Annotated in this window: 19 protein-coding genes and 1 pseudogene; 13 read left to right on the top strand and 7 right to left on the bottom strand. The window is 62.6% G+C overall.

What is annotated here, in order from left to right:
• Nucleotides 1-392 precede the first annotated feature (392 nt).
• On the bottom strand, nt 393-2,555 hold the full coding sequence (locus HNQ08_RS13765; RefSeq protein ID WP_184133113.1) for a PAS domain-containing sensor histidine kinase: 2,163 nt from the start codon (nt 2,553-2,555) through the stop codon (nt 393-395).
• Between the two features lie 897 nt (nt 2,556-3,452).
• Here HNQ08_RS13765 and HNQ08_RS13760 point away from each other — a divergent pair.
• The 3 genes from HNQ08_RS13760 to HNQ08_RS13750 all read left to right on the top strand — a co-directional run bounded on the left by HNQ08_RS13760 (nt 3,453) and on the right by HNQ08_RS13750 (nt 5,021).
• On the top strand, nt 3,453-3,803 hold the full coding sequence (locus HNQ08_RS13760) for a YojF family protein (protein ID WP_184133110.1): 351 nt from the start codon (nt 3,453-3,455) through the stop codon (nt 3,801-3,803).
• Between the two features lie 9 nt (nt 3,804-3,812).
• A complete protein-coding gene (gene bshB2 / locus HNQ08_RS13755; protein ID WP_184133108.1) occupies nt 3,813-4,553 on the top strand; it encodes a bacillithiol biosynthesis deacetylase BshB2 in 741 nt (246 codons plus the stop codon).
• 225 nt (nt 4,554-4,778) lie between these two features.
• Nucleotides 4,779-5,021: a hypothetical protein gene (locus HNQ08_RS13750; RefSeq protein ID WP_184133105.1), complete on the top strand. Its 243-nt coding sequence runs from the start codon at nt 4,779-4,781 to the stop codon at nt 5,019-5,021.
• 284 nt (nt 5,022-5,305) lie between these two features.
• Here HNQ08_RS13750 and HNQ08_RS27915 read toward each other — a convergent pair whose 3' ends face one another.
• A complete protein-coding gene (locus HNQ08_RS27915; protein ID WP_268240010.1) occupies nt 5,306-5,431 on the bottom strand; it encodes a hypothetical protein in 126 nt (41 codons plus the stop codon).
• A 545-nt stretch (nt 5,432-5,976) separates the two neighbouring features.
• Here HNQ08_RS27915 and HNQ08_RS13745 point away from each other — a divergent pair.
• Complete coding sequence (locus HNQ08_RS13745) at nt 5,977-6,954, top strand: Gfo/Idh/MocA family protein (RefSeq protein WP_184133102.1); 978 nt, start codon at nt 5,977-5,979, stop codon at nt 6,952-6,954.
• A gap of 171 nt (nt 6,955-7,125) precedes the next feature.
• On the opposite strand, the gene HNQ08_RS13740 is transcribed toward HNQ08_RS13745, so the two are convergent.
• The gene (locus tag HNQ08_RS13740) at nt 7,126-8,691 is read right to left on the bottom strand and encodes an ABC transporter substrate-binding protein (RefSeq protein WP_342355698.1); all 1,566 of its coding nucleotides are present in this window, start codon (nt 8,689-8,691) and stop codon (nt 7,126-7,128) included.
• A 547-nt stretch (nt 8,692-9,238) separates the two neighbouring features.
• The gene (locus HNQ08_RS13735) at nt 9,239-10,057 is read right to left on the bottom strand and encodes an NAD(P)-binding domain-containing protein (RefSeq protein ID WP_184133099.1); all 819 of its coding nucleotides are present in this window, start codon (nt 10,055-10,057) and stop codon (nt 9,239-9,241) included.
• 1,644 nt (nt 10,058-11,701) lie between these two features.
• On the opposite strand from HNQ08_RS13735, the gene HNQ08_RS13730 reads away from it, so the two are divergent.
• The 6 genes and pseudogenes from HNQ08_RS13730 (at nt 11,702) to HNQ08_RS13705 (ending at nt 20,367) form a co-directional block, all read left to right on the top strand.
• Nucleotides 11,702-12,922, top strand: coding sequence for a low temperature requirement protein A (locus tag HNQ08_RS13730; protein ID WP_184133096.1), 1,221 nt, complete (start codon nt 11,702-11,704; stop codon nt 12,920-12,922).
• A 214-nt stretch (nt 12,923-13,136) separates the two neighbouring features.
• A pseudogene (locus tag HNQ08_RS13725) lies at nt 13,137-13,842 on the top strand (DDE-type integrase/transposase/recombinase).
• A 132-nt stretch (nt 13,843-13,974) separates the two neighbouring features.
• Entirely contained in the window at nt 13,975-14,313 is a 339-nt protein-coding gene (locus HNQ08_RS13720) for a hypothetical protein (protein WP_184133095.1), read from the top strand.
• Between the two features lie 505 nt (nt 14,314-14,818).
• Complete coding sequence (locus HNQ08_RS13715; protein ID WP_184133094.1) at nt 14,819-16,186, top strand: 3' terminal RNA ribose 2'-O-methyltransferase Hen1; 1,368 nt, start codon at nt 14,819-14,821, stop codon at nt 16,184-16,186.
• Nucleotides 16,183-18,753 (top strand): polynucleotide kinase-phosphatase, encoded by a 2,571-nt coding sequence (locus tag HNQ08_RS13710; RefSeq protein ID WP_229790020.1) that lies wholly within the window; start codon nt 16,183-16,185, stop codon nt 18,751-18,753. The genes HNQ08_RS13715 and HNQ08_RS13710 overlap by 4 nt, the downstream gene beginning before the upstream one ends.
• A gap of 1,227 nt (nt 18,754-19,980) precedes the next feature.
• On the top strand, nt 19,981-20,367 hold the full coding sequence (locus HNQ08_RS13705; protein WP_184133093.1) for a hypothetical protein: 387 nt from the start codon (nt 19,981-19,983) through the stop codon (nt 20,365-20,367).
• Nucleotides 20,368-20,446: 79 nt separating this feature from the next.
• Here the strand turns inward: HNQ08_RS13705 and HNQ08_RS13700 are convergent, their stop codons facing one another.
• Nucleotides 20,447-21,118: a DUF4279 domain-containing protein gene (locus HNQ08_RS13700; protein ID WP_184133092.1), complete on the bottom strand. Its 672-nt coding sequence runs from the start codon at nt 21,116-21,118 to the stop codon at nt 20,447-20,449.
• Between the two features lie 44 nt (nt 21,119-21,162).
• Between HNQ08_RS13700 and HNQ08_RS13695 the strand changes: the two genes are divergently transcribed.
• Nucleotides 21,163-21,336, top strand: a complete 174-nt coding sequence (locus HNQ08_RS13695; RefSeq protein ID WP_184133091.1) for a hypothetical protein — start codon at nt 21,163-21,165, stop codon at nt 21,334-21,336.
• A 153-nt stretch (nt 21,337-21,489) separates the two neighbouring features.
• Entirely contained in the window at nt 21,490-22,605 is a 1,116-nt protein-coding gene (locus HNQ08_RS13690) for a hypothetical protein (protein WP_184133090.1), read from the top strand.
• Nucleotides 22,606-23,211: 606 nt separating this feature from the next.
• On the opposite strand, the gene HNQ08_RS13685 is transcribed toward HNQ08_RS13690, so the two are convergent.
• Both HNQ08_RS13685 and HNQ08_RS13680 read right to left on the bottom strand, forming a co-directional pair.
• Nucleotides 23,212-23,577 (bottom strand): barstar family protein, encoded by a 366-nt coding sequence (locus HNQ08_RS13685; protein WP_184133089.1) that lies wholly within the window; start codon nt 23,575-23,577, stop codon nt 23,212-23,214.
• Between the two features lie 549 nt (nt 23,578-24,126).
• Complete coding sequence (locus HNQ08_RS13680) at nt 24,127-24,837, bottom strand: IS6 family transposase (RefSeq protein ID WP_184133088.1); 711 nt, start codon at nt 24,835-24,837, stop codon at nt 24,127-24,129.
• Between the two features lie 45 nt (nt 24,838-24,882).
• Between HNQ08_RS13680 and HNQ08_RS28415 the strand changes: the two genes are divergently transcribed.
• A complete protein-coding gene (locus HNQ08_RS28415) occupies nt 24,883-25,125 on the top strand; it encodes a VapC50 family PIN domain-containing toxin (RefSeq protein WP_483400397.1) in 243 nt (80 codons plus the stop codon).
• The last annotated feature ends 101 nt before the right edge of the window (nt 25,126-25,226 follow it).

The raw sequence follows: 25,226 nt of genomic DNA, 5'->3' as shown, positions 1-25,226 counted from the left end.
AGTGGAGCACTGTAGTGGATCTTGATGGAATTCTTGGAGCAACACCCACACCCATACAGTGTTCACGCCACGACTGAATCCCACCACCGCCGGAGATCAGCTCCAGCTCCCACAGCGCAGGCCAAGGGTCCAGCTGGTTGCAGACCGTGCGTCCGGCCAACAGGTTGGGGCGCACACTCCACGCCTGAAGAGGGGCACCGCTGAAGTCGGGTTTTGCCGTCTGACCCTCCTGATCGGCACGGTGGCGGATGCTGCCTGCACGAACCTCTCGCCATCGCCCTGCAGTTCGCGATAGAGGGCCGCAAGCTCAGAACGGCAATCTCTATGGCATGCCTTGTGGGCTGCTCAACCATTCGTTTTTGCACTCAGGTGAGCAGCTCAAGGCGGTCACGTCACGCGAGAGGTTTGGGCAGGGCCAGGCCAAAGCTGGCCCCCTGCCCGACCTTCCCATCGGCGAACACCCGGCCGCCGTGCTTGAGCACGATGCGCCGTACTGTCGCCAGACCCACCCCGACGCCAGGAAAGGCATCCTGGGTGTGCAGGCGCTGGAAAATGCCGAACAGCTTCCCGGAATATTCGGAATCAAAGCCCACTCCATTGTCCTGCACCGTGATCATCCATTCGGTTTCAGTCTCATTGACCCGCACCGCGACCTCCGAGACGTCGCGCCCAGTGGAGTACTTCACGGCGTTGCTGATCAAATTCGACATCACCTGCTGGAGCAGCGTCTCATCCCCCCACACGGCCACCCCTGCCTGGACCTGCACGTCGATGTCCTGCTCTGGGAATTCAAGCTGGGCGTCTTGCTGCGCTTGCCTGATGAGCGGCCCCAGGGCAACCATCCGTGGGTGGAAGTCCTGCCGCCCGGCCCGGGACAGCATCAGCATGCCGTCGATCAGCCCGTTCATGCGGATGGCCCCCTGCTGAATGATGTCCAGGTTCCGGGCGATCTTGTCCGGCTGATTGTTGATGAGCGCGGTCCGGGCCAGGTCCGCGAAGCCCATCACGTGCCGGATCGGGGTGCGCAGGTCATGCGAGGCTGAGTACGTGAACGCATCGAGCTCCTCGTTCGCCGCGATCAGTTCGTGGGTGCGGACGCTCAGGGCGTCGCGTTGCACGGTCAGTTCTCGCGTCTGCGCCGCGCGTTCCAGCGCCAGGGTCAAGCTGCGGCCCACCGCCTTGAAGACGGCTTCCTCCCGGGGCGTCCAGTCTCCCGCCCGCTGTGTCCCCATCGCCAGCAGCGCGCGCGGCGACTCACCCGCGAAGCAGGGGTAAAATGCGCCTGCTCCGAACTCCTCGGTGTTCTCCACGCCCTCGTCGTCCGCCGACCAACCAGGCACGAACACCGCCTGCCTGGTCTGGACCGCCTCGGCGTAACTAGGCGCGTCCATCCCAATGCCGGCCGTCAGGACTGCCACGACCTCGGGCGCGAACGCCCCAGACCACACCCGGGCTTTCCACAGGTCGCCATCGAGCTCGTAGTACGCGACGCTGACCTGCAGCGTGGTCTCCAGCACCTCCACGGCCTCGCGCGCCAGGGCCAGAATGTCTGTTGTCGTGCTGGACGCCTCGCTGAACGCCACGAAAGCGTCTAGACCGGCCGTGCGTTCCTGAAGCTGCCGGGCCTGCAGCTCCCGTTCCAGGGCCAGCCCCAGACCGCGTCCGACCGAGTCGATGGTGGCCTGTTCCTGGGCGGTCCATTCAGGGCGTGGGGTTCCGGTGGCGAACAGCGCGTAGGGTTGATCGCCGTGGTGGTAAGCCGTAACGCTCAGCGCGCTGGCGTAACCCACCGACTGCAGACGGCCGTCCTCGCCCCCCACGAACGTCGTCCCGCGTTGCGCCAGGGCGTCGGCCACCAGGGGCATGCTCAGGGGAACACCGGCACGCCGGGCCGCCCTCACTTCTGCAGGCGTGTTGCTGGAGAACACCAGCGGGTACGCCCGTTCCCCCTTGACCAGGTAAAAGCCGCTGGTGGCCCCGCCAACCGCGTCGCGGATGATGTCACTGGCGGCCATGGCGATGTCGTGGAGATCGGTGGTGCTGGCCACCTGTGTGGTGAAGCGGACAAAGGCTTCGAGGGCCCGTTCACGCTGCCCCACACGGACTTCCAGCGTCTGGGCATGATTTCTGAGCTGATGTTGCGCCTGAATGAGTTGCTGTTCGGCCACCTTGCGGGCGGTGATGTCGCGGCTGCTGGCCAGCAGCCGGGTGACGGTGCCGTCGGGCGATCGCAACGGCGATACGCGCACTTCCCACCACTTTGGGGTGCCGGCAAACGTGTTGGCGGGGCCTTCAAAGGTGGTGGTCTGCCCGCCGCGGGCGGCTTCCAGCGCCAGCTCGACTTGCCTTCGCGCCTCGCCCTCCCAGAACGTTGGCCACAAGAGATGCTGACAGACGCTGAAGTCTGTGATCTCCATGGTGTCCATGCCGCCAGCATTCATGGAGATCACTCGCGCATTCAGGTCGAGCACCTTGATGCAGTCGGCGCTGCTGTCGATGATGGCCTGCAGCTCGGTGAGGTCCAGGGTGGGGGCATGGGTGGGAAGCGGGGTCATGGCGTGGGGCCCAGTCTGACAGGTCAACCGTCACCAAGCTCTAGCTGTGGGCCGGTCCATGGGTTGCGCCGAGCCGCAGCGTCTCCCCAGAGACAATGACGGACCCCAATTGACTCAGGTGAGCTGGGCGGCTTCGTCACGCCGCTGCTTCGGCCGCGTCCAGAGCCTTGACGACGTGGCCTCTGGCCCCCAATTCGAGCGTCTGCGCGGCCAGCCTGGAAGGCTTGAGGCCGCCCAGCACCACCGGCACCCCAAGGCCAGCTTCAGCGCGCGGCCCAGCAGGTCCAGGCCCTGTCCATCCGACAGAGGACCTCCAGGGACGTCCAGCATATCGAACCACCCACCAAAACCTGGGGATCGGTTGTGGATGCGCCTGGACCGCTTTTCTGAGGCGGGGCCACCCTCCGCTTTCAAGCTGCTGCACCGCGATGCGATCACCTGACGTTGCCGGCCTGCGCCAGATGACGGTCACGCCAGAGGAGAATGCCGCCCTGACCTCCGCCGGAATGCCGCCGCCTAGCGGCGCGACCTGGAACACCAGCGGCGCTGATCAACATGCTCAAGGACCATCATGATCCGCTGTACGCCTCCGGCAACCTGGAGCGTACTGAGGAACGGACCAAGTGAATGACTCCAGGCATGGTTCCAGTTGGGGTGCCGTCTGAAAACCGTGCTGGCGCAGGCTTTTCCCCCTTAGGTGCCGCTCCTTTGCTGGCCCAGTCGGGAGTGATTCAGGCACTCGGGGCGATCGTGCATGTCTTTCGTTGGTGCATGGGTGCGTTGGGGAGTCCTCCCGGCACTCGTCTTTCCACCCTGCCGCCCGGATACGCTTGGAGAGTGCGCCGACCGTTTCCCGCTTCCCGTACAATGAGACTCACACCACAACCGGGGACCCTGATGAATGTCATTGACCGCGACGCTGTCCAAGCCGAGCTTTCCCGCCGAGTTGGCCAGCACCTGTACCTGCACCTCGAAACGGGCACCGGCGCGTACGCCACTCTGAATGACAAGAAAGTCCCGACCGTCGCCGCGTTCATTCGCAACGTCCAGGTCTGCTACGAGCGGGGCACCGTCACCGGCGCGGGACCGTACCGCGCGGGGCTCAAACTGCCTTCGGGCTGGGTGTATGCCGAAGGCCTGACCGACTGGTTTCTGGACGAGCATGATCGCCTGCTGCTTGCTGGCCATGATGACGCCGGCGCCCTGCTGGTCGCCTTGCAACTTAGCCCGACGCCCTTTCCCACGTAGAGGTCCTGCATGTCCAAGCAGCCGATTTTGATGGTGTTTCCGCACCCCGACGACGAGACCTTTGCCCTGGGGGGCCTGCTGGCCTTGCACGCCGCGGAAGGAACGCCGGTGACGTATCTGTGTGCCACCCGCGGGGAGGCCGGGCGCAACATGGGCCAGCCCCTGCGCGCCAACCGCGAGACCCTGCCGGACATCCGGGAAGCAGAACTGCGCGAGGCCTGCGCGGTGCTGGGCATTGACGACCTGCGGCTCCTGGGGTTCCGGGACCGCATGTTGGAGTTCGAGAACCCGGATGACCTCGCCCGACCGGTGCTGGAGGCCCTGCGGGAGCTGCGTCCTTGGCGGGTGTACACGTACTACCCGGAGCATGGGTATCACCCGGACCATGATGCAATGTCCTGGGCTGTCGTGCAGGCGATGCAGCAGCTTCCCTCTGAGGAGCGGCCGGTCCTGCTGGGGACAGTGTTCAGCGAGGCGGCGCTCGCGGCTTTGGGTGAGCCGGACCTGGTGGTCCCTACAGCAGCGTATGGCGAGACGGTAAGGGCTGCGTTTGGAGCACACCGGACCCAGACCGCCGCGGATATCGCGCGGGTAGAAGCACGGATGGCGGCCGATGAAGCCTTCCGGGCGCAGGTGGAGGAAAACCGGCGCAACATGGCCGTCAAACTGTGGATCTATCCGCTCGAAACGAACGGCGTGCGTGGGGAAAGGGAGCAGCAACAGCGTCAGGACCTTCATCCTGTCCCATAACCCTTCATTATCGCAACCTTAGCGGACAGCGAGGGCCGATCCGTGTCGTGACCCCAGCAAGATCGTCAGCCCCCCCCCAGACCCCACCATTGCGAAGCGCGAAACGGTACGTAGCCATCGACTCTGCGGACCTCCCTGTATTTTCCTGACTGCGAGCTGCTCGACACGGAGACCCGCCCCACGGCTTTTTTCGTCGAGTGCACCCCGGGAGCGGCGGCTCAGGTCATGCCGCCGCTCGCGCCCGAGCACCAGCATCAGCAACTGCGCCATCCCTCCTGGCCCCTGTGCTTCCTGGTCTCGCGAGATGGGCAGCAGATCCGGGCTTGCGAGCGTGTCCTGCCATTTGCCGGAATGTGGAACGGTTACAACCCTTTCCTCGCCATGCAGCCCCACGACATCGGGACCTTGGCCGAGCTCCAGGACATCGAGATCGTCCCTGGAGACTGGATCTGGCCCCAGGACCTCTGAGGTGGGCACCCTCTACCGCTTCACCTGCCCGGCCTGCACCTACAGCGCTGAGGCCTCAGGCGGCCAGGATGTCGGCATGGCGGCCACCACCACCTCCTGCTTCTCGCGCAAAAAGCTCCCAGCCGTGATCATAAGCCAGCACGGCGAGAAAGACAGACCTCCGCGTTGCCCGCGTGATCGCCGCCACCGCTGGCAGCTCTGAAGCGCTGGAGGCCCTGTCCACGTTGCGGCACGGCCATGGAGCGCGGCGGGCGACACTTGAATGGGATGAGCTGAACGGCGGCCTAGTGCGGCCTGTCCGTCTGGACGGAATAGCTCGACGTCGGCGCGTAGACGCTCAGGTCCAGCACGGTGGTCGGCGCGAGCAGCAGGGCGCGCCTTACTTCTCGGTCTTGGGGAACAGCAGGCACGGCATGTGACCGCCTTCGAGTTGCGCCTGGCGCGGCGAGACCTGACCCAGCGCATTGGGGCCGCGTTCTACAGCCTGGCGTGGCTGGAGCTGGTGGACTGATGTCCCGATAAACACTTTGGCTCCCCCCCATCCTGCACCATCAGGAAAGCTGGACTGCTCATGGGCCGATGGGATCGGCTGGCTGGTGCTGGGCACGATCGTGCGCATGCTGCGGCCCAGGGACATGGAAGAGCGGGCGGCAGCGCTGCCTCAAGGTTCGGGCAGTCCTGTCATTTGGCGTGAATTCCAGGCGCTGATGCCCAGCCTCGGCGCTCCACCAACGGACTCAGAAGGGCCCACAGGAAGGGGCCGCGGTTTGACTGAACCATTCGGGGCGGCTGGAATTTGAACTTCTGCCCCGTATCCCGGCTGCCAGGCTCTCTTGCTCTTGACGTCCCCACGCTCTGCAGGTCAGTTCAGGACACTCCGCGATTCGGACGGGCCAGAGGGTTGACCAGAAGCGGACCGAAGAGCCTGCGTTGCTCTGGGCGCTATGGTGAGGGTATGACCTTTCGCTGGGGCATTCTTGGCGCGGCCCGCATCGCTCGGGCCTTCATTCCAGCCATTCGGACCGCTGGAGGTGAGGTCACGATGCTCGGCGCACGGGAGCCACAGTCGGCCCGCGTGCAGACCTTTGCCAATGACTGGGAGATCCCCACCACTGGCGATTACCAGGACGTCATCGACGCCGATCTGGACGCGGTTTATATCGCGCTGCCCAACGCCTTGCACCTGCCCTGGAGTGCTGCGGCGCTCCAGGGGGGCAAGCATGTGCTGACCGAGAAACCGCTGACCCTGAATGCCCAGGAGGCGCGCGAGCTGGCCGATGTGGCTGAGGCCAGCGGGCGGATCTTGCTGGAAGGCTTCGCCTACCGCTTCACGCCGCAGCACCGCGCCCTGCAGGACGCGGTGCGTGGCGGTGACCTCGGCGAGGTCCGGGCGTACCGGGGGGCCTTCGGTTTCACCGTGCGGAACGCCGGGGATATTCGCCTGCAACCCGGGCTGGGGGGCGGCGCGCTCTACGACATCGGCTGTTATCCAGTCAACGAGGCCCGGATGCTGCTGGGTGAACCCCGGGCCGTGACCGCCCAGGCGCGCTGGACGCCAGACGGTGTGGACGTCTCCATGTCCGCCGTACTGGATTACAGCCATGTCGGCAGTGGGGCGCTGGCCAGTATCGATTGCGGCTTTGACTGGCTGTCCGGAGGACGGATTGGCCGCTCGCAGGTGCTGGGGACGGGCGGGGTGATGGAACTGGACCGGGCGTTCTTTAGTGATGAGCCTGGGTTCATCCTGACCCGAGACGGTGAGCGGCAGACCATCGACCCCGGCAACGGCTACGCGCTGATGGCCGCCCACTTTCAGCGGGTTGCGCGGGGTGAGGAAACGGCATTGTATCCGCCTGAAGACGCGGTGCAGCAGGCCAGGGTGCTGGACGCTCTTTTGCAGTCAGCGCGGGAGGGCCGACGGGTAGACTTGTAATGCAGCACAAGGAGTGGTGAGACCAGGCCGGCTTGAGGAGACCTCCCAGGGCCACGCAACAGCCGTCACACAGCAAGGACCATCAACTCGTCTTGAAAGAGCTGCCGCACCCACACGAAATGTGTGGGTGCGGCGGCTTTAAAACAGGCAGGAACTGCGCTGCCCTGCCGCCTACTTCTCGACGGTGTCGAGCTTCTCGGAGCCGGTGGGGCTGGGAATCCAGCCCTTGACCCCGGCGCCGCTGGCCACCAGCAGGCGCGAATGGACGATGGGAATCCGCACAGCGGCATTGAATAAGATCTCGTCCACCTTCTGATAGAAGGGCAGGCGCTGGGCCGGGTTGGGCAGCTTGCGCGCGCTTTCCAGCGCGGCGTTGGCCTCCGGGCTGTTCCAGTTGATGTCGGTGGTCGAGCCGGGCGCGAAGAGGTTGGTGTAGCCGTTATCGGGGTCGGTGGCGTACACATAGCCCAGCATGAAGGCCTGGAACTTGCCGTTCTGGCGGTCTTCCAGATACTTGGCCCAGTCCTCGGTCTTGAGGTTGACCTTGATGCCGATGGCGCTCAGATCAGCCGCCATCGCCTCGGCAATCGGTTTGGGGGTGGGGTAGTACGGACGTGACACTGGCATGTACCACAGGTCCAGCGTGAAGCCGTTGGGATAGCCCGCATCGGCCAGCATCTTCTTGGCCGCCGCCGGGTCAAATTTATAATCGGTCACGCTCTTGGCGTAGTTCTTGGCCAGCGGCGGCGGCAACAGGTGGCCATCGGTGGTACCCAGGCCGTTCCAGAAGCTGTCCACAATGGCTTTCTTGTTCAGGGCGCTGGCAATTGCGGTGCGGACCCGCACGTCGGCCAGTGGCTTGTAGTCGGTGTTGAGGCCTAGATACCCCAGGTTCAGCGCCGGACGCAGGACCGCATTCAACCTGGTGTTGCTCTGCACCGCCTTGAGCTGATCCGGCAGGAGCTCGGTGGCAATGTCCACCCCGCCGGTCAGCAGCTCATTGAGGCGCCCGCTGGGATCCTTGAAGAAACGGAAGAGCAGCGCCTCAGATTTCGGCAGCCCCGAGCGGAAGTAGCTGGGGTTGCGGGTCAGCTCGACATTGACGCCGCTGGTCCACTTCTTCAGCATGAAAGGGCCAGTCCCGACGGCAATCCCCGCTGGCGTACCGTACTGGGCCGGATTCTTCTTGATGGCGGTGGGCGAGGCGATGCCGAACAGCCCGGAATCGGCCAGCACCGAACCCAGAGCCGGATACGGCTTGTTCAGAACGATATCGATGGCGTACGGGTTGCGGACCTTGACATCCTTGACCAGGGAACCATCCTCGCCCTTGAACCCACCCATATTGTTTTTCCAACCCAGGAACGGTTTCTTCGCGCCGAGTTCGAAGCTGGGGTCCCACCAGCGCAGGAAGTTGATGCGCACAGCTTCGGCATTCAGCGGCGTACCGTCGTGAAACTTGACGTTCTGGCGCAGGTAGAAGGTCCAGGTCAGGCTGTCATTGCTGACCGTCCAGCGCAGCGCCAGGTCCGGTTGCAGTTCCACGGTGCCCGGCTTGAAGCTGATCAGGCTGTTGTAGATCTGGGTCTGCACGTAGGCGGTGTTTCCATCCGAGGTTACTGCGGGATCGAGGCTGATGGGCTCGCCACTCAATCCAAAGACTATGGTTTTCGCGGACGCGGGACCCGCCATGAGGAGTCCTGCCAGCAACCATTTGCTCATGCCTGTCTTGTTCATGACCTTCTCCTTACGGGGCTTGTGGCCCCCACGAGAGTTCGTTCAGAAAGATGGCGACACAATGCCTGAAGCCTAGAATGCCTGCCACGGTGCAGGACCTGTTTTTGCCGTATACCGCCCCTCAGCCCACCTGAGTTTCCCCCGTTGGTCAGTCCAGTTCGATTGCAAAGAAATCGTACCTCTGAACCGCGCCCAACAAGCGGTTCGGGTTAGATTGGAAGCTCTGATGGGCGTGAGCCGAACCCAGGCCCCGTTCGGGCGTCCTCAAAGGTACAGGCCATGGTTTTCACTCTGCACCTGCGCAATCAGAAAAACCTCCTGGCGGGAAAATCCCAGACTGGCCTGGCGAAAGTGGGGAGGCATGATCGCTCTGGGAAAATGCCGAAAGGCGTGACGATAGCCTTGGGACCGTGGGATTTTGAGATGTGGAGAGCGGAGAATGGCAGAAACCGCCCCACGCCAGTAGGTTAAGATTGATGGTCTGGCATGCTGCGCCCGCGATATTCAGAGGCGCAACTCCTGAGGGCTGGAGTTGGGCACAGCAGTGCTACGAGACGGGGAGGTTTCCATCTGCTGATCCGTGGTTCTGGGAGGGATCAAGCCGTTCCAGAACCTGATTCAGCCCACCCTCTACCGCCCTGGACAGCCCAGCCTGCTCCAGCACGCCAAGGAACTGTTCGTTGATCCCGCCCGGCGTCTGGTGGTCTTGGGAAAGCGCTCTAAAGTCCACCGCCGCCGCTGTCTGGAGTGGGGTCAGGACCCCGGCGAAAACTGCCGCCACGTAACGTGAGGCCAGAGGTGCGGACACCCCTTTTCTGGCCAGCCATGCCGAGGTGGTTTCCATGTACTTCAGCATGGCGGCCACTGTCGCTGTAGACGCTGACAGGGCTTCAAGGGTTTGCTCGTCTGGGACCTCAAGGACTGTTCCCAGCTGACCGAACAGGGTGATCGCTGCGGGAGAAGATGGGAACACCGGCGTGACGCCCTCACCAAGCTCCACGGCAGGCAGTGGGATGCTGCGGGCAAGGTCAGTCACTGGCGCAACAAGGTCAGCCAGGGCACGGACCGTGAACCCTGCCATCACACTAACCACCGGCAGACCTGGGCGGAAGGTCAGGGCGCTGAGGACGGGCGGGGCATCCTGTGGGCGCAGACAGAGGAGGAGCACCGACGCACCATCGACGACCTGCTGGTTACTCTCGGCCACCCGAACAGTGGGGAAATGTTCAGCCAACTCAGCGGCAAGCTGGGCGTTGCGCGGTGACAGCAGCACGGTGGGAGGAGGATCAGCTTGGTCTGTCCGGCAGAGTCCACGCACAATGGCTGCCGAGATGGCCCCGACGCCGATGACTCCATAGACGGTCATGACCCTGCGGTCCAAAAACACGCGGCCTCACAGCTGTGAACCTGGAGACCCGGGTGTTGAACCCTCAACCCTTCGGCGGACGGCTTTAACTCTGGCGGCATATGGAGCCATCTTAGACCACTGTGTTCTGGGGGCCTGACACAGCGGCAAAATGTCACGAACCAGTCAGATTGAGCAGGCGATGCTGCACCGCGAGCAGACTGAGATCTGAGCTGCTGTTGCTCCACCAAGATGCTCAAAGACGCCGCCCTGGCATTCACCGGGACGGAGCCCAGTCTCCCGTACACGCTGAGGGTGGAGCGGTGGTGTGGCCTGAACTGGGGTCACGGCAGGCTGAGGGCAGGGGTGACCTGAGCCTCCGACTACCCCTGCCGCGACGGCCAACCACGTCTGGAAGGCTTGATTTTGGTTGCTTTTTCTGTTGACGGCAGTGACGCTGGTGCGGGAATGATCGTGATTGGTGCCCTGGGCGTGGAGGCTCAGGCATGCTTGAGCGCATTTCCGTCGCTCGGTTGTCGAACACGGCGCCGTGGAGATTGGCGTTCCTGCAGGGTGATGGTGTAGCGGGCGGTCGAGAGCAGCTGATGGTCGCCCTCTCCCAGACTTGGGCTCTTGCGAACCGTCGCTGCGGAGCCCGTCGGTCTGCATCACCTCTGGGAGAATGGATTCCCCGAGCAGCCTGGTCAGGACGGTCTTCGCTGTCTCGGTAGCGAGATGCCGTTGGAGGAGACGATCAGGGAGGTATCCGGGCTCGTCCACAGCCCTTCAGAGCCAATGGCCAACCCCATCGACGCTCGTCCAGCCTTCATCCAGAGACCACCGGGAACCCCGGCGTCCCCTCTCAGTGCCGTAGGTCTTCTGAGAAGAGAGAGCCGGACGTAGGACACCATTGTCGGAGGGTCTCGTGGCTGACCTTGTGGGCAGCGCTGATGCAGCACTGCTTGGACAGCACGGGAGCTCGGCGGCAGCGGGTGGTACAGCTTTTTGGGGGTGCTGGAGGATCGTCATGGGAAAACGGTGGCGGTACGGCCTGGCATCGGTCACGGCGGGTCAGGCTACCCCAATCACGTTCAGGCAACACAACCGGTCAGTGGCGTGCGGATAGACGGCAGCTACCGCGCTGTGCAGCGTGGCGACGGCAGCGAAATTAGTCAGGAATGGAGACCTTTCGGAGGTCAGCCATCGAGGAAAGCGCTGGTGACGGCAGCATGTAGGGCAAGCACCGCTAGAGTGATCCACTCCCGACCAGAAAGTATTGGACAAGTGCAACTTCACCCTCCACGATACGGATGTTCGGAGAGGAATTTCGGTGAGTTGCCGCATTGCTCTGCCGAGCACCGAGTGCTGGCTGTCACCGGGTGCCGCGAATCGCCCTGAGCGCCAGCCCACTCTCCCCACTGCTGCGTTGCCTCAACTCGTCGCCCCTGTCCCCCTCAAGAGGAGAAACGGATGAATATCACTCCACAAGCCGGGCCTGGCTTGCCAGCTCTAACGCTCAGCGTCCATGGCACCGGATTTAGTGGCTTCCTGGGGTTTTCGTGGCGGTAGATCTGGTAACCCTGATCATCGGTGGCGTCATGGCTCTGGGCACCCGCGGGCAGGGGCGGCCGACGCCCTGATGCTTTCTCTTAAGCGGAGATCCATATGATGCCAGTCGTCTCGCCCCACCTGATGCGCCATCACGCCGAGGAGGGCGGACACCGCGTCACCTTCCTCGAACTGTTCTTTGACCTGGTCTTTGTCTTCGCGATCACCCAACTCTCGCATTTTCTGCTCGAGCATTTCACGGTTCTGGGGGCGATCCAGACTGCGGTCCTGCTCTTGGCGGTCTGGTGGGCGTGGGTGTACACCTCCTGGGTCACCAACTTCCTGGATCCTGCCCACTTTCCAGTACGGCTGATGTTGATCGCCTTGATGGTAACTGGGCTGCTGATGTCCGCCGCGCTGCCCGGAGCGTTTGGCGAGCGTGGTGTGGTGTTCGCGGCCGCGCTCGTCACATTTCAGGTGGGCCGCAGCCTCTTCGCCTGGTGGGCCATGTCCGCGGACGGGACACAACGGCGCAATTTCACGCGCATCACCGTGTGGCTCGCCTTCGGTGGTGTGCTCTGGCTGATCGGGGCGTTCTCGTCTGCAGACACCCGGCTGGCTTGGTGGCTCGGGGCGCTGGCCATTGACTACGTTGGTCCCGCTGCAGGTTACGCTTTGCCGCGCCTGGGTCCGACCCGCACGCGTGAATGGGCCGTGAGCGGCGAACACATGGCCGAGCGGGCAGGCCTGTTCGTGATCATCGCTCTTGGGGAAGGCATTCTCGTGACGGGAAAGACGTTCGCTGACGGTGTGTGGAGTGGGGTGTCCGCATTGGCCCTTGGCCTGACCTTCAGCCTGAGTGCGGCGATGTGGTGGACCTACTTTGTCGTGAACGCAGAAGTGGTGGCCAAGACCATCCGGGATTCAGACGACCCGGGCCGCCTCGCACGTTTCGCGTACACGTATTTGCATGTTCCCATCGTGGCAGGCATCGTGCTTTCCGCCGTGGGCGACGAGCTGATCCTCGCGCATCCGCTTGATCCGGCGGGGATGCATGAGGCGGTGGCCGTGGTGGGCGGCGCAGGCGTGTTCTTGATCGGCAATGCGTTGTTCAAACGAACTGCAAACGGGCAGCTGCCCGTCTCACATCTCCTGGGTCTGGGGGTCTTGGCGCTTTTGGGCTTTGCCGCAGCGGCCGGCCTGACGACGTCGCTCGGCTTGGGCGCCCTGGTGCTTATGACCTTTCTCGGTGTCGCTGCGGCGGAAGGCCGCCCGGCGCGAATGGCGGGCATATGGTCACGGACTTCCCGGCGAGCCACTCCTCAGGACGAAGCGTGAGGGTGATGGTGCCAGGCTGTAGACCGGTAGGCAGAGCCCTGGCATGGCCTGAAGATTGATCTATTCCAGCCGCGAGAGCGAAGCCTGCTGCGTTTTGCTTTGCTTGCTGCCAGTCCCACTTGTCGCTGGCAAGACCAGGATCACCGTCGGCGTGGCGCTGGACCCCATAGCCCAGGCATGAGTTCTGGCAGGTTAAGCGGTAGGGTGGCCGCCAGTGACTGACCGTCAGCCCGATCGCCAGCGATTCAAAGGGAAGTATCATCGGGCATGCCCAGAAAGCTGTCCCACCGCTAAGCTAGCGGGACGGACAGGCCCTGCTTCAGGAGCGCGGGCTCGACGTCAGTCACGACACACTTGGCGAGTGGAACGTCAACTTCTCGCCGCTCAGCGCTGACGAGCTGCCTCACCGGGAACTCAGGCGGGGCTCGCGGTGGCACATGGACGAGGGGTGTCCACCCATCGGAGGTGTCCGGCACTGGCGGTGGAGGGCTGGAGACGAGCACGGGAGCGTGCTCGATGTCTTGCCTCAACGCCACCGAGATCCTGGAGCGGCGAGAACATTCCTGCTTCGACTGCTCGGCGAATTCAACGATTCAGAAATGAGCTGCACCGACAGGTTGGCCAGTGACGGTGCCGCCAGTCGAACACTCCCAGCCCTAAAGGCGGCCGTCCACCAGCAGGTCATCTCGGCCGCCCGTGGCCAGCATCTGACCCTGCGGTCTCATAGTTCCACACGACGACGAGAGCGGAGTCAGCCTGGTTCGAGTAAGCCCAGGTGAGCCCAGGAGGTCTTGAAGTTCCACGCTCGGATCGCCAACCTGGACTGCTATTCCCGAACGACGGTTCCAACCCCCATCAGCAGAAGGAATCAACTGCTGGGATTTCAGGTGTGGCGCAAGATCAACGCAGGGGTGGCCTGAAGTTCAGGCCACCCCCGCGATTCGTCTGCCCCATCCACGATGAACCTGACAGAACCCTCGCGCTCATATGGGGAATATCAGCTTGACCAATGCGGCAGAAATGCTCTTCAGCGCCGCACTACAGTGCCCATCATGGCCGCACCCCAGTCTCCCGCCGCACTTCGTCACCGCACCGCGCCGCCACACGCAGACCTGCAAGAATTGCCCTTCGAACAGGCGTGCGCCGAGATCGCCGCACGTCACCGCCTCAGCGAGCCGCACGCTTTCCAACTCGCACCCGGCGGCGCGACACATCTGGTGCGTCTCTCGGACGGCGCGGCGCTGTGTGGCCACGGCCCGAAACGGTATGTCGAGGCTCCCCAGGTCACCGGCCCACTCACCTGCCGTCGATGTGTTCAAGCCGTCGCCCGCCGCTTGAAAAGCAGCCTGGGACGCCGGGCGAGGCGCGTCACTCCCACTCGCCAGTCGTGACCCCTCGCGCTGAACGCGTCCGCCGCTGACAGCGTCAGGTGAAATCAAGACAAGATTCGGTCCAGCCCTCTATTGTGACTGGCCCGCGCGTTTCTACAGGAAAGCGCTTCAACGCGTCGTTCTTCATCCACACCGGAAGTCCAGGGGCCGCCGGTGTTCGTCCCGGTCCGTTCCTCGTCCTGCTCGAGGGTGTCCAGCGGCACCGGCGCTCTGTCGTCGCCTACCAGGGCATCAGACCAAACCGCCAGCAGGAAGCCCAGCGTCGGTCATCCCGTGCAAAGGCCGGCAGAACCAGCACCCTGGCGCTTCCCCCTTCTCTCTCGGGCAGCCTTCGCTGAGTCGAGACACTCTTGACGGCCAGTGCAACGCAGTAACAAACACTGGACCTGCCCAGCTGACGCCTCTTCGATGAAACCGAACAAAAACGCTCGCCGCTGACCCCCATTCAGCACCCGTCAAGACACAGCCATACGACGGCTGTGCTTGAATCCATTCCAGGACCCCCATGCTGCTGACCCTGACCACCACCCACCAGCCCGCCACCGACCTCGGTTACCTGCTGCACAAGCACCCGGACCGTACGTTTACCTTCGAGTTGCCCGTCGGTCAGGCGCAGGTGTTCTACCCCGAGGTCAGCCAGGAGCGCTGCACCGTCGCGGTCCTGGTCGAAGTCGATCCGGTGCTGATCTCCAGAGGCCGTCAGGGCGCGGGCAGCCTCCCCCTGGAGCCGTACGTAAATGACCGTCCCTACGCGGCGTCGAGCTTCCTGAGCGGCGCGCTGCGGGCCGCCTTCGGCACGGCGATGGCCGGCCGCAGCAAGGAACGCCCGGATCTGGCCCAGGCGGCCCTGCCCTTCCATGTGCAGCTGCCCGCCGTCCCGTCGCGCGGGGGCCCTGACCTGGCCGGACGGCTGTTCGGGCCGCTGGGGTACCGCGTCACCGCCCGGCCCCACCCCCTCGATCCCGCCTTCCCGGAGTGGGGTGACAGCCCGTACCTGGACCTGACCCTGGACGCCGAGATTCGCTTAAAAGACCTGCTCGCGCACCTGTCGGTCCTGATCCTGGTACTGGACGACGCCAAGCACTACTACGTCGACGAGTCGGAAGTGGACAAGCTGCTGCGGCTCGGGGAGGGCTGGCTGGAAGACCATCCGGAACGTGACCTGATTACCCGCCGGGCCCTCAAGCACCAGCGCTCCCTGCAACGCGCCGTGCAAGCGCAGTTTGCCGATGACGGCGAGGAGGCAGTGCCGTCTCCCGAGCCCCGCCTGAACGATCAGCGCCTGGACGCCGTCACGGCGGCACTGCTGGCGAGCGGCGCGAAGAGCGTGCTGGATCTGGGCTGCGGGGAGGGCAAGCTGCTGGCCCGCCTGCTGCCCGAACGGCAGTTCGAGCGCCTGACCGGCATGGACGTCAGCCTGCGGGAACTGGCCCGCGCCAGGGGCCGGCTGCGCCTGGACGAACTGCCGGAAACGTACCGCCAGCGCCTGACGCTGCTGCAGGGCTCCCTGACGTACCGCGACGCCCGGCTGTCCGGATACGACGCGGCGGCGCTGGTGGAGGTCATCGAACACCTGGACCCGCAGCGGCTGTGGACGCTCGAGCGCGTGGTCTTCGGGCAGGCGCGCCCCGGGACGGTGATCGTGACCACCCCGAACGAGGAGTACAACGCCACGTGGGCCACGCTGCCTGCGGGCAGCGCGCGGCACACGGACCACCGCTTCGAATGGACCCGCGCGCAGTTCCAGGCGTGGGCCGGGGGTGTGGCGGCAGACTACGGGTATGGCGTGATTTTTAAGGAGATCGGTCCGCAGGACGCCGCGCTGGGATCGCCCACGCAGATGGCGGTCTTCAGTCAGGGGGCGGGCCAGTGACTCAGGGCGAGGCAAGGACGGGGAACGGAACCATCAATCTGCCCGAGTTGTGCCTGGTGGCGCTCATCGGCGCGTCCAGTTCAGGCAAGACCACCCTGGCGCACCGGCTGTTCCGTCCTGGAGAAGTGTTGTCCAGCGACGCTTTCCGCCTGCTGGTGGCCGGGGACGAGAACGCCTTGGACGCCAGCAACGACGCCTTCGACAGCCTGTACCACGTCGCCCGCAAGCGGCTGGCACGCGGCTTGCTGACGGTGATCGACGCCACGAACGTACAGCCCGACGCGCGGCGCAGGATCGTCGAGCTGGCCAAGGAATTCGACGTGTTGCCCGTGGCCCTGGTGCTCGATCTTCCCGAGGAGCTCCTGCTGGCCCGACACCGCGCGCGCCCGGACCGCCCCTTCGCGGCCCGCGTGGTCTCGCAGCAGATGGGGAGCCTGCGGCGCTCCCTGCGGAAGTTGCAGGCTGAAGGCTTCCGCCAGATGACCGTCCTGAACTCAGAAGATCAGGTGGCCGCCGCCCAGGTCACCCGCATGCCGCTGTACAACAACCTGCGCCACGAGCACGGTCCCTTCGACTTCATCGGGGATGTCCACGGCTGCCTGGACGAACTGCGGGATCTGTTGACCAAGCTTGGGTACGCTGTCAGGGATGACCTGTCTGTCATCCCCCCGGAAGGCCGCAAGGCCGTGTTCGTGGGCGATCTGGTGGACCGCGGGCCGGATACGCCAGGGGTGCTGCGGCTGGTCATGGGCATGGTTCAAAACGGCACGGCGCTGTGTGTTCCCGGCAACCACGACATCAAGCTGGTGAAAGCCTTGCGAGGCCGCAAGGTCAGCGTCACCCACGGGCTGGACCGCTCGCTGGAGCAACTGGAGGCCGAGTCGCCCGAGTTCCGGCAACAAGTGACCGACTTCCTGGAGGGACTGGTCAGCCACTACGTGCTGGACGACGGACAGGTGGTGGTGGCGCACGCTGGGATGAAGGAGACGTACCAGGGGCGCGCCTCGGGCCGGGTCCGCGAGTTCGCGCTGTACGGCGAAACGACGGGCGAGACCGACGAGTTCGGGCTGCCGGTGCGCTGGAACTGGGCCGCGGAGTACCGGGGAGCGGCCACCGTGGTCTACGGGCATACCCCGGTGCCGGAGCCGCAGTGGCTCAACCGCACGGTCGACATCGACACCGGCTGCGTGTTCGGCGGCCGGCTCACCGCGCTGCGTTACCCGGAGCGGGACCTAGTCAGCGTGCCGGCCCGGCAGGTTTACGCGGAACCGGTGCGGCCTCTGCAACGTCCATCAGACCCCCAGAGTGCGCAGCAGGCGCACGACGAGGTGCTGGACCTGGCGGACGTGACGGGCAAACGGTTGATCGCCACGCGGCTGCGCGGCAACATCACCGTGCGTGAGGACCAGAGCGGCGCGGCGCTCGAAACCCTGAGCCGCTTCGCGGTGGACCCGCGCTGGCTGGTCTACCTGCCGCCCACCATGAGTCCGAGCGAGACCAGCGCGCGGGAAGGGTATCTGGAATACCCCACCGAGGCCTTCGAGCACTACCGCCGGGCCGGAGTGGAGCGCGTGGTGTGCGAGGAAAAGCACATGGGATCTCGTGCAGTACTCGTGGTGGCCCGCGACGCTGGCGCGGCCCGCGCGCGTTTCGGGGTGGAGGATGGCCGTGTCGGCAGGATCTACACCCGCACGGGCCGCGCCTTCTTCGGTGATGAGGCGATGGAGGCTGAGGTGCTGGCCCGGCTGGGAGGGGCGTTCGAGACCAGCGGACTGTGGAATGAGCTGAACTCCGACTGGGCGGTGCTGGACGCGGAGATCCTGCCGTGGTCCTTCAAGGCCGACGAGCTGATCCGGCGGCAGTACGCGGCAGTGGGCAGCGCGGCGTCCGCCACCTTCCCGGCCGAGCTGAAGGCCCTGGAGGCGGCAGTGGCCCGGGGGCTCCCGCTGGGTGACCTGCTAGAAAGGACCCAGGAACGCGCTGCCTTGACTGGCGCTTACGTGGACGCTTACCGGCAGTACGTGCGTCGGGTGTCGTCGATCGCGGATGTGCGCGTCGCCCCGTTCCACCTGCTGGCCAGCGAGGGACACGTCCACACCGATCAGGATCACCTGTGGCACCTGAACTCCCTGGCGCGGCTGGCCGGAGCAGACCCGGATCTTTTTATGGCGACGGCCCACCGTGAGGTGGACCTGAACGATGCCGCCAACGTGACGGCGGCCGAGGACTGGTGGCTGGCTCTGACTGGGCAGGGCGGCGAGGGCATGGTGGTCAAACCGCTGAGCTTCGTCGTGCGGGGACGCAAGGGGCTGGTCCAGCCGGCCATCAAGGTGCGCGGGCGCGAGTACCTGCGGATCATCTACGGTCCGGAGTACACCCTGCCAGAGAACCTGACGCGGCTGCGTCAACGGGGGTTGAGCGGGAAACGGACGCTGGCGCTGCGGGAATTCGCGCTGGGCCTCGAGGGTCTTGAACGTTTCGTGGAGGGAGAGCCCCTGCGGCGCCTACACGAGTGCGTCTTTGGGGTGAGTGCGCTCGAGAGTGAGGTGCTCGATCCCCGGCTTTAAGAAGGGCTGGACGCCTCTTCCTGAAGTTGCTGCACACGTTCAATGTGCAGCCGTTCAATGCCGTCATTGGATTCGTGTCGGTGAGCAAGAGCGTGCTGACGGTTCCGCTCCCGAGTGATATGCAGCACCAGCGCTTCGCGCTTACTGGGGTCGCTTGACCACATCCATCGTCACGAATCTGGCCCACTACCCAAGCACCACTTAAACAGGTCTCTTGGAGTGTGCTTAAGGCCATGCCTGACCGCGTCGCGGTCAAGCCAGCTTTTGGCGGAGTTGTTGTATAGCAGCCGTAACAGCATCTCGATTTCCCGCCGAACTGAGCCATTGGGGCAAACGACTGGCAAGGCTACTGTTCTGCCAGTTTCTGAGATGAGTCCGTTGCCGTAATGTGGCAGTGACGTATGCCTCGAGGTAGTCCAGGTGCACTGAATTTAACGCCCATAAGACATGCCGCCCGACGGGTTCCTGAAGCCACAACGGCAGCTGGAAGTAGGGATCTGTGGGCTCATGCCGATCGTTGGGAATCTGCATGGCGTTGTACGGCGATACACACGACTTCGCATAACCACATGAAAGACAGGTCACAACGGGTTCAGTGGCAGATCTTTTGGCGACGCGCGCACATCGGCCACATCGGGGGCACACGATGAGGAAAGGGTCACCCAGGAATGAAAAAAGAGTTGCGCCTGGATCTTCGAAGCGTTTGGCTTCGGTCATATCATCATCGTACTGCCTGGATGGGTGGATCACCTGGTTCCTTACAGATTCACTCACCCGTCAACACGACGCGCTGGGTGGATCTCGGCTCGAGAACGCAGCGTGTTTATCAGGACATGCCGCTGTTTTAGCAACCCTGGCCTTACACGTCATAGACTGATACAGCGACAGGAGGGAAGAGGAATCCCGAGAGGGAGCCAGAGGGTCTTAGATGACTTGACCGCGCCCAGGGACTTGGGCACCCTCTACGTTAATCCTATGCGTGGAGCTTGCTCCTGTCGCACCATACTGACCAAAGTGATCACTCCGGATACTTGAAGAAGAAAATATTGAACCGTCTCAGCCTCTCTAAAACCTAGTAGGGTAAGTGTCAAACCTCGATCACCAATAGAAAGTGCCTTCGTCATCTGGCCGAACACCTCTAATTAGATGATCTGAATTTCAGGCCACTGGTCAATGATCCACGCTTGTCCAATTACAAGTCAAGAGATTCAGATGAGAAGGTCTAAAATGAAAATTATTGATGCCAACGGAGAGTTTGGTCAAGTTGCAGTTTGGGACAGTGCAACATCTGATTTCTCAGATTGGACTGGCGATGAAGGTAAGCCATTCTCTAGAACAGCTACTGTGATTTCGGTAGCTACAAACAGTCCTTATGAAGGTTCCGTCATTATAAGGCTAATAAGCTTGATTGAAGCCTCTAAACTAATCTTAAACGAGTTTAAAATATGTTCGGAAATTATTGATGTTCCTTCCGGAAAAGTATGTGTCGGAGACGCAATTACTGATGGCAATGTCACTTTGAAGTTAGGTCAACCGAGAGCGAAAATAACAATTTTCGGTGATGATTTGTATAGATCTTCAAAACTAGATATTATTGTAGAAGAAGTCATATGAGACAGGAATTGATTGCCAAGTTGTGTTTGAATCCAGGCAGAGATTACAGGTTGTCCAAAGATTCAGAGTCGGTGCCCGGTTAGTCGATCAACTCAGGACCAGAGGCGTACAAGTCGATGTCCAAATCGGCGCCCAGTGCGGCAATTCGGGCCATGTCGTGCGCTGCGCCGACTATGCCCCACATTTGCTGTGTATAGCCCCAGTACCCCACCACAAGGCTGACCGTACAGGAGGGAATCAGCGCCTGGATTCGTGGGGCAGCAGGTTCGGTGAGGTCCAGAAGATGCGTCAACTTGTCCTCAAATCGACCAGGAAGGTCTCCATCCGGACAGAAGCTCCACCGGGTGAAGGTGTACGGCCCCAGGTGCTGCTGGCGGGGATGTGGGCGAGCGTCGCCTTTGCTCCACGCTTCGGTGGGGGTCAGTGTGACCGCAGCGGTGATGTCGTTCGAGGTGAGTTCCTTGCTCGTAATGCTCAGGCACACACTTGTCCTGGCCTCCGCACGACAGCCACGCACGGACAGGCCCTGTCCCTGCCGCTCCACCAGCATGACGAGAAAGTACGGCTCAGTCTCAGGCTTGAAATACACCTCCCACAGGTCCTCCCGCGTCAAAACAGCGTGGACCTGAGGCTGGCCTCCCTGCAGTTGGAGCGGATGAACGCCGAAGAACTGGGTGGTGCTCTCCAGGGTTGGTGAGGTGAGCTCAGCCAGAGCGACTTCACGTACGCGCTGTTCGGAAGGATGGGTCATTACCCCTCACGCTACGCGCAGAACCTGCTGATCACATCCGCAGGATGGCCCAGGCACCCGCCCTTCGACAAGTGCCCCAGAGCGGCGTGGTTGAGCCGGACCAGAACGTGGATGAGCAGCCTGCTCCGCAAACCCTCAGCACCGAGATGCCTGACCAGACACCGCAACCCCAGCATCACGGCCGGCCCAGCGACGACAGCGATCCCGTCCACAGCTGAACCTGCCCGTAGGCTGCGGGCCATCTCATCCGCTCTCCTCTGCGCAGGAGTGCCCTGCTCTCTTGGACCATGAGCACCCAGCGATGGAGAGATGGGTCAAGGCGTAGCCACTGTCACAGACGTCAACCAGTCTGACGGAGGTACGATAGAGACTTGAGTCCTGACCACGTCGACAGCCCTCTCCCGCCCCAAGAGCATCTCCGTCAGCTCCAACAGGTCTACGGCCCGCTCAGTCCCGCGTTCGTCGCTGAAGAACTGCATTGCACCCTCGAACAGGCCACACGTCACCTCTACGGACCTCAGGCTGACCAGTACTGCTGGGTCAGCCTGGCGGATCTGGCCGAGCTGGCGGAGGTCAGTCCCGTTGGCTTGAAGCGCTGGGTGCGCCGTTATCACCTCCAGAGCGCGCCGCAGCGGGGCCAGGGAAGGAAGGCGTCCCTCTCCATCCACCTCGACGATGCTCGCTCCTTCCTGCGCGGTCAGCTGCACATGATGCCAGGGAAAGAAGGTCCGACTGCCGACGCGTTGCCGCGTGTGACGGCCTCAGACCTGAGCCCTGCGCGCCTGCCGGGTCTGTTCAGCACAGCAACAGTGGTGGATGTGGACTGGCAGCTGGCCCGGCAGGCCGCCTGGCCCATGACGGTGGAGCGGCTGGCCGAGGCAGTGTACGGCTCCCGTGCGGAGACCGCTCAGCAACAGATCCGGAGCCTGCTGCGTGTCTGGGAAGCGCAGGGGCGTGTGGTCTGTTTCGCCCGGGGGCTGTATGACGTGGTGCGCCCAGTGCTGGTCCTGGATCCAGGACGGTACGGGCGCAGTACGTTACCAGGAGATGAACTCCAGAAGCTGCGCGCGCATCATCCGGAAATCGCCCACTGGCCAAGCGGACCCCTGGCAGCGGCCTGGCGGGCCTACAGTTCCTTCTATGTGGGAACGCTGCTGCCCGTCATGGACCGTGGGGAGCCCACCTTCCTCGAATACCTGTTGGTGCGGCAGTTAAATCCGGATGGGGTGCCGGGCGCGGTGGATGGCCGCTACGAAGAGCTCTGTCGGGAAGCGGCGTTTTCTCGCCTGGTTCCCGCATCGCCGGGGCGTGCTCCTGAGCCCCAGCAGCCTGAGTTGACCGTGTCGAACATTGAAGCGGGCCTGATCGACTTCAAGGCAGCGGCTGAAGCGACTCGGTTGAAGATGCAGCGCAAGCTCAAGAAAGGGCAAGCTCCCAACAGAGGCCGCGGAACAACTGTGTCTGGAAGCATGCAAGAGGGCCTCTAGCTCAAGCGGTGATCTACATGACGCAAAGAAGCACTCTGCGTCAGAAAGGCAGCGTCACAGCCTCTGGTGAGGGCGTCCACGGTGAAGGGTCCTCTCTGTTTAACCCCCTCACCGCGGTCCGCCCCAGGAAATCATTCACTCTGAAGAATGCCGTGGGGCTGGCTGGTCGAGTGGTGGATCTGGGAGATGGGGCTCCACCCGAACACCGAAATGAGCCTCCAAGCGCCGAACGTGCGGATTAACTGCATCAACGCTGATCGGCGCAGCCGCGCGGAGGGGCCAGAAGCGCCCCGAAGAAACTGCAGTTCAGTCAGGCTGCACTGGAGTTCGTCGAGCGCTGTGAGAGCCAGCCGTCGTTTGGACGCTTGAGATTGAAGTTGGGCGCGAAACACTTCAACTTCACGGGAGGAACTCGGCTCCCGGCAAGCGCAGACTCACAGTTTCTGGAAGCCAGTCTTTTGCTTTGAGGGCTTACTTGAAGCTTGAAAGGAGAATTTGGAGTTCCTTTGGGTTCTCCCAGTCAAGGCTGCAGAGAACAAAGCGAGTTGGGGACCGGGGCGTCAGATCAGTTCTCAATGCCGAGTATTTTAAGCACAGCATTGGGTTTTAGAGGAGATCAAGCTGATATGCAGCATACGTCACTTTAAATTCAATTGCAGGATGATCCCAGGCTTCGCCGAGTTCAAGTGGCTGGGACCAATATTGACTGACGTCATTCAGGACTTCTTGAAGTGTTCTTCTCAACTCTGGTGGCTCATCAACGAGAAGAAAAATTGAATTCTGAATGTTAACTTCCAAAGAATCGAAGTCAAACCAGGCCAAATCAGTGAGTACATCAAACAAGGCATTCATACCTCCCCCATAAGAGGAGGGAAAACTCATCTTTCCGGCTATTTCGGAGTGAAATTCCTTTTCCGTGGTCATCACCCGTGCGTCCAGGTCAAAACGTAGGTGCTTGTCCCGAGCTGTCATGTTTTCAAGCTCCTTCACAAAGGCGAACGACAGACCGCTGCCGTAGGGCTGTGTTGCTGGACTGATTGTAGAGGTGATCTCCCTTCCCAAACGGCTCTCGTGGCATGGCTGGCACCGTTTGCAACCGTAGGGTGGATGTCCCGTTGGCTATCAACCGACAGTGCGCACCCTTCAGAAGGCCGTCGGCGTCGGCCCGGTCTTCATCAGCCTCGAGAAGACGGTCCGTTGAGGTGTGACCCTGGCCCACGCCATCCTCCTGGCCTCGCCCGTGGGTCCGAACGGGCAGTTGTACTCGGCACACGCGTCACCCCATGTCTTCTCCCAACCTTTTTTCACCGGTGACATCCCATAGGTGTATCCTCCTACCCATTCAGAGAAAGGGTTTCAGGTCAAAGCGGCAAGACGACTGCGAAAGAAATACTGGGCGATTTATAGAACCGAAGCGGCTTTTGACCAGAAGCGGCACGGGGGCTGACAGACTCCTTGAATGGATGGGTTCTGGCACGTTAATCAGTAATGGGCCGTGTGATGTCAGTGGCCGTCTGAACTTCAGACGGCCACTTCAACGGCGGTTTGCCATGCCAGATGGGCACGGTTCTGCTTGATTCTTCGGAGGTGGGCGGGAACAGTCGTACGAGTGTGCTGCTGAAGATTCGAAATGCGGGCATGCAGGGCCAAGAATTCCTGCGTCCTGCAGGGATTCTTGAAGCCAATCTGGCTTCGTTCTTGTTGCCTGGTGGGCCGATGGGACTGCTCAATCAGGTTGTTACAGCGAGCCGTCGAGATGACCTGGACGTGCTCCACAGTGTGGAGCACGGGAAGTTCCCGAATAGCCGCTCCGTAGCTCCAGAGTTTGTCGGTGTGCATGACGTCTGGCACGTCGTAATTCACCAAAAGCCTTCCAAGAAAAGTCTTCGCCGCCTGGGTATCTCGCCGAGCTTGCAACAAGAGGTCTAGCACTGCGCCGGAGTCGTCGACGGCCCGCCATAACCAATGCTTTTTGCCCTTGATCTCGATGCAGACCTCATCCAGAAACCACAGAGAACCCCTACGGGGTTCTCGGTGTCGTAGTTCTTCAGTGAGGAGCGGTGCAAATTTGATGTTCCACTGGCGCAGCGTCTCATGACTGACTTGAATTCCGCGCTCTTGGAGCAGTTCCTGAACATCACGCTGGCTGAGGGAAAAGCGATGATAGAGCCAAATAGCGTACTGGATGATGCTGAGCGGAAACCGGTGGCGGTAAGGCTTACGATCAGTCACAGACGCTCAGCCTATCGCGCTTAACTTGCCAGAACCCCGCCAGCAGTGCTGGACGCTTCCAGCCTGCGCGCTGTTTCTCCGGATGAGTTCCTGGGGGGCTTTCTGCCGGACCAGGCGGATATCCTGATTGAGGCCCTTCGCGCGCAGCAGGCAAGGTACCGGGCCCCTTCCTTGACCATGGCCGAACTGCTGCACCGTCTGGCGCAACAAGGGGTGCCTACCGTGGCCAATTCGCTCGCTTCATTCTTGAGTCTTGACCGCCCTCCTCTTCAAGGACCATTTCCATGACCCAGTCCACCCGCGAGATCGTCCAGTAGCCCTGGAACCTCCGCGAGGTCCTCAAAGATGACGGCGTAATCTCCCAAGACCCCGCCTCGGTTCGCCAAGCC

Origin of the sequence: Deinococcus humi (assembly GCF_014201875.1) — a bacterium.
GTDB classification, from domain to species: Bacteria; Deinococcota; Deinococci; order Deinococcales; family Deinococcaceae; genus Deinococcus; species Deinococcus humi.
The sequence above is the reverse complement of the archived record's forward strand: the minus strand, read 5'-3'. Positions and strand labels throughout refer to the sequence as shown.

Coding starts and splice junctions, on each gene's coding strand:
- HNQ08_RS13765 (WP_184133113.1), bottom strand. CDS start 2,555: ATGACCCCGCTTCCCACCCATGCCCCCACCCTGGACCTCACCGAGCTG.
- HNQ08_RS13760 (WP_184133110.1), top strand. CDS start 3,453: ATGAATGTCATTGACCGCGACGCTGTCCAAGCCGAGCTTTCCCGCCGA.
- bshB2 (WP_184133108.1), top strand. CDS start 3,813: ATGTCCAAGCAGCCGATTTTGATGGTGTTTCCGCACCCCGACGACGAG.
- HNQ08_RS13750 (WP_184133105.1), top strand. CDS start 4,779: ATGCCGCCGCTCGCGCCCGAGCACCAGCATCAGCAACTGCGCCATCCC.
- HNQ08_RS13745 (WP_184133102.1), top strand. CDS start 5,977: ATGACCTTTCGCTGGGGCATTCTTGGCGCGGCCCGCATCGCTCGGGCC.
- HNQ08_RS13740 (WP_342355698.1), bottom strand. CDS start 8,691: ATGAACAAGACAGGCATGAGCAAATGGTTGCTGGCAGGACTCCTCATG.
- HNQ08_RS13735 (WP_184133099.1), bottom strand. CDS start 10,057: ATGACCGTCTATGGAGTCATCGGCGTCGGGGCCATCTCGGCAGCCATT.
- HNQ08_RS13730 (WP_184133096.1), top strand. CDS start 11,702: ATGATGCCAGTCGTCTCGCCCCACCTGATGCGCCATCACGCCGAGGAG.
- HNQ08_RS13720 (WP_184133095.1), top strand. CDS start 13,975: ATGGCCGCACCCCAGTCTCCCGCCGCACTTCGTCACCGCACCGCGCCG.
- HNQ08_RS13715 (WP_184133094.1), top strand. CDS start 14,819: ATGCTGCTGACCCTGACCACCACCCACCAGCCCGCCACCGACCTCGGT.
- HNQ08_RS13705 (WP_184133093.1), top strand. CDS start 19,981: ATGAAAATTATTGATGCCAACGGAGAGTTTGGTCAAGTTGCAGTTTGG.
- HNQ08_RS13700 (WP_184133092.1), bottom strand. CDS start 21,118: ATGACCCATCCTTCCGAACAGCGCGTACGTGAAGTCGCTCTGGCTGAG.
- HNQ08_RS13695 (WP_184133091.1), top strand. CDS start 21,163: ATGGCCCAGGCACCCGCCCTTCGACAAGTGCCCCAGAGCGGCGTGGTT.
- HNQ08_RS13685 (WP_184133089.1), bottom strand. CDS start 23,577: ATGACAGCTCGGGACAAGCACCTACGTTTTGACCTGGACGCACGGGTG.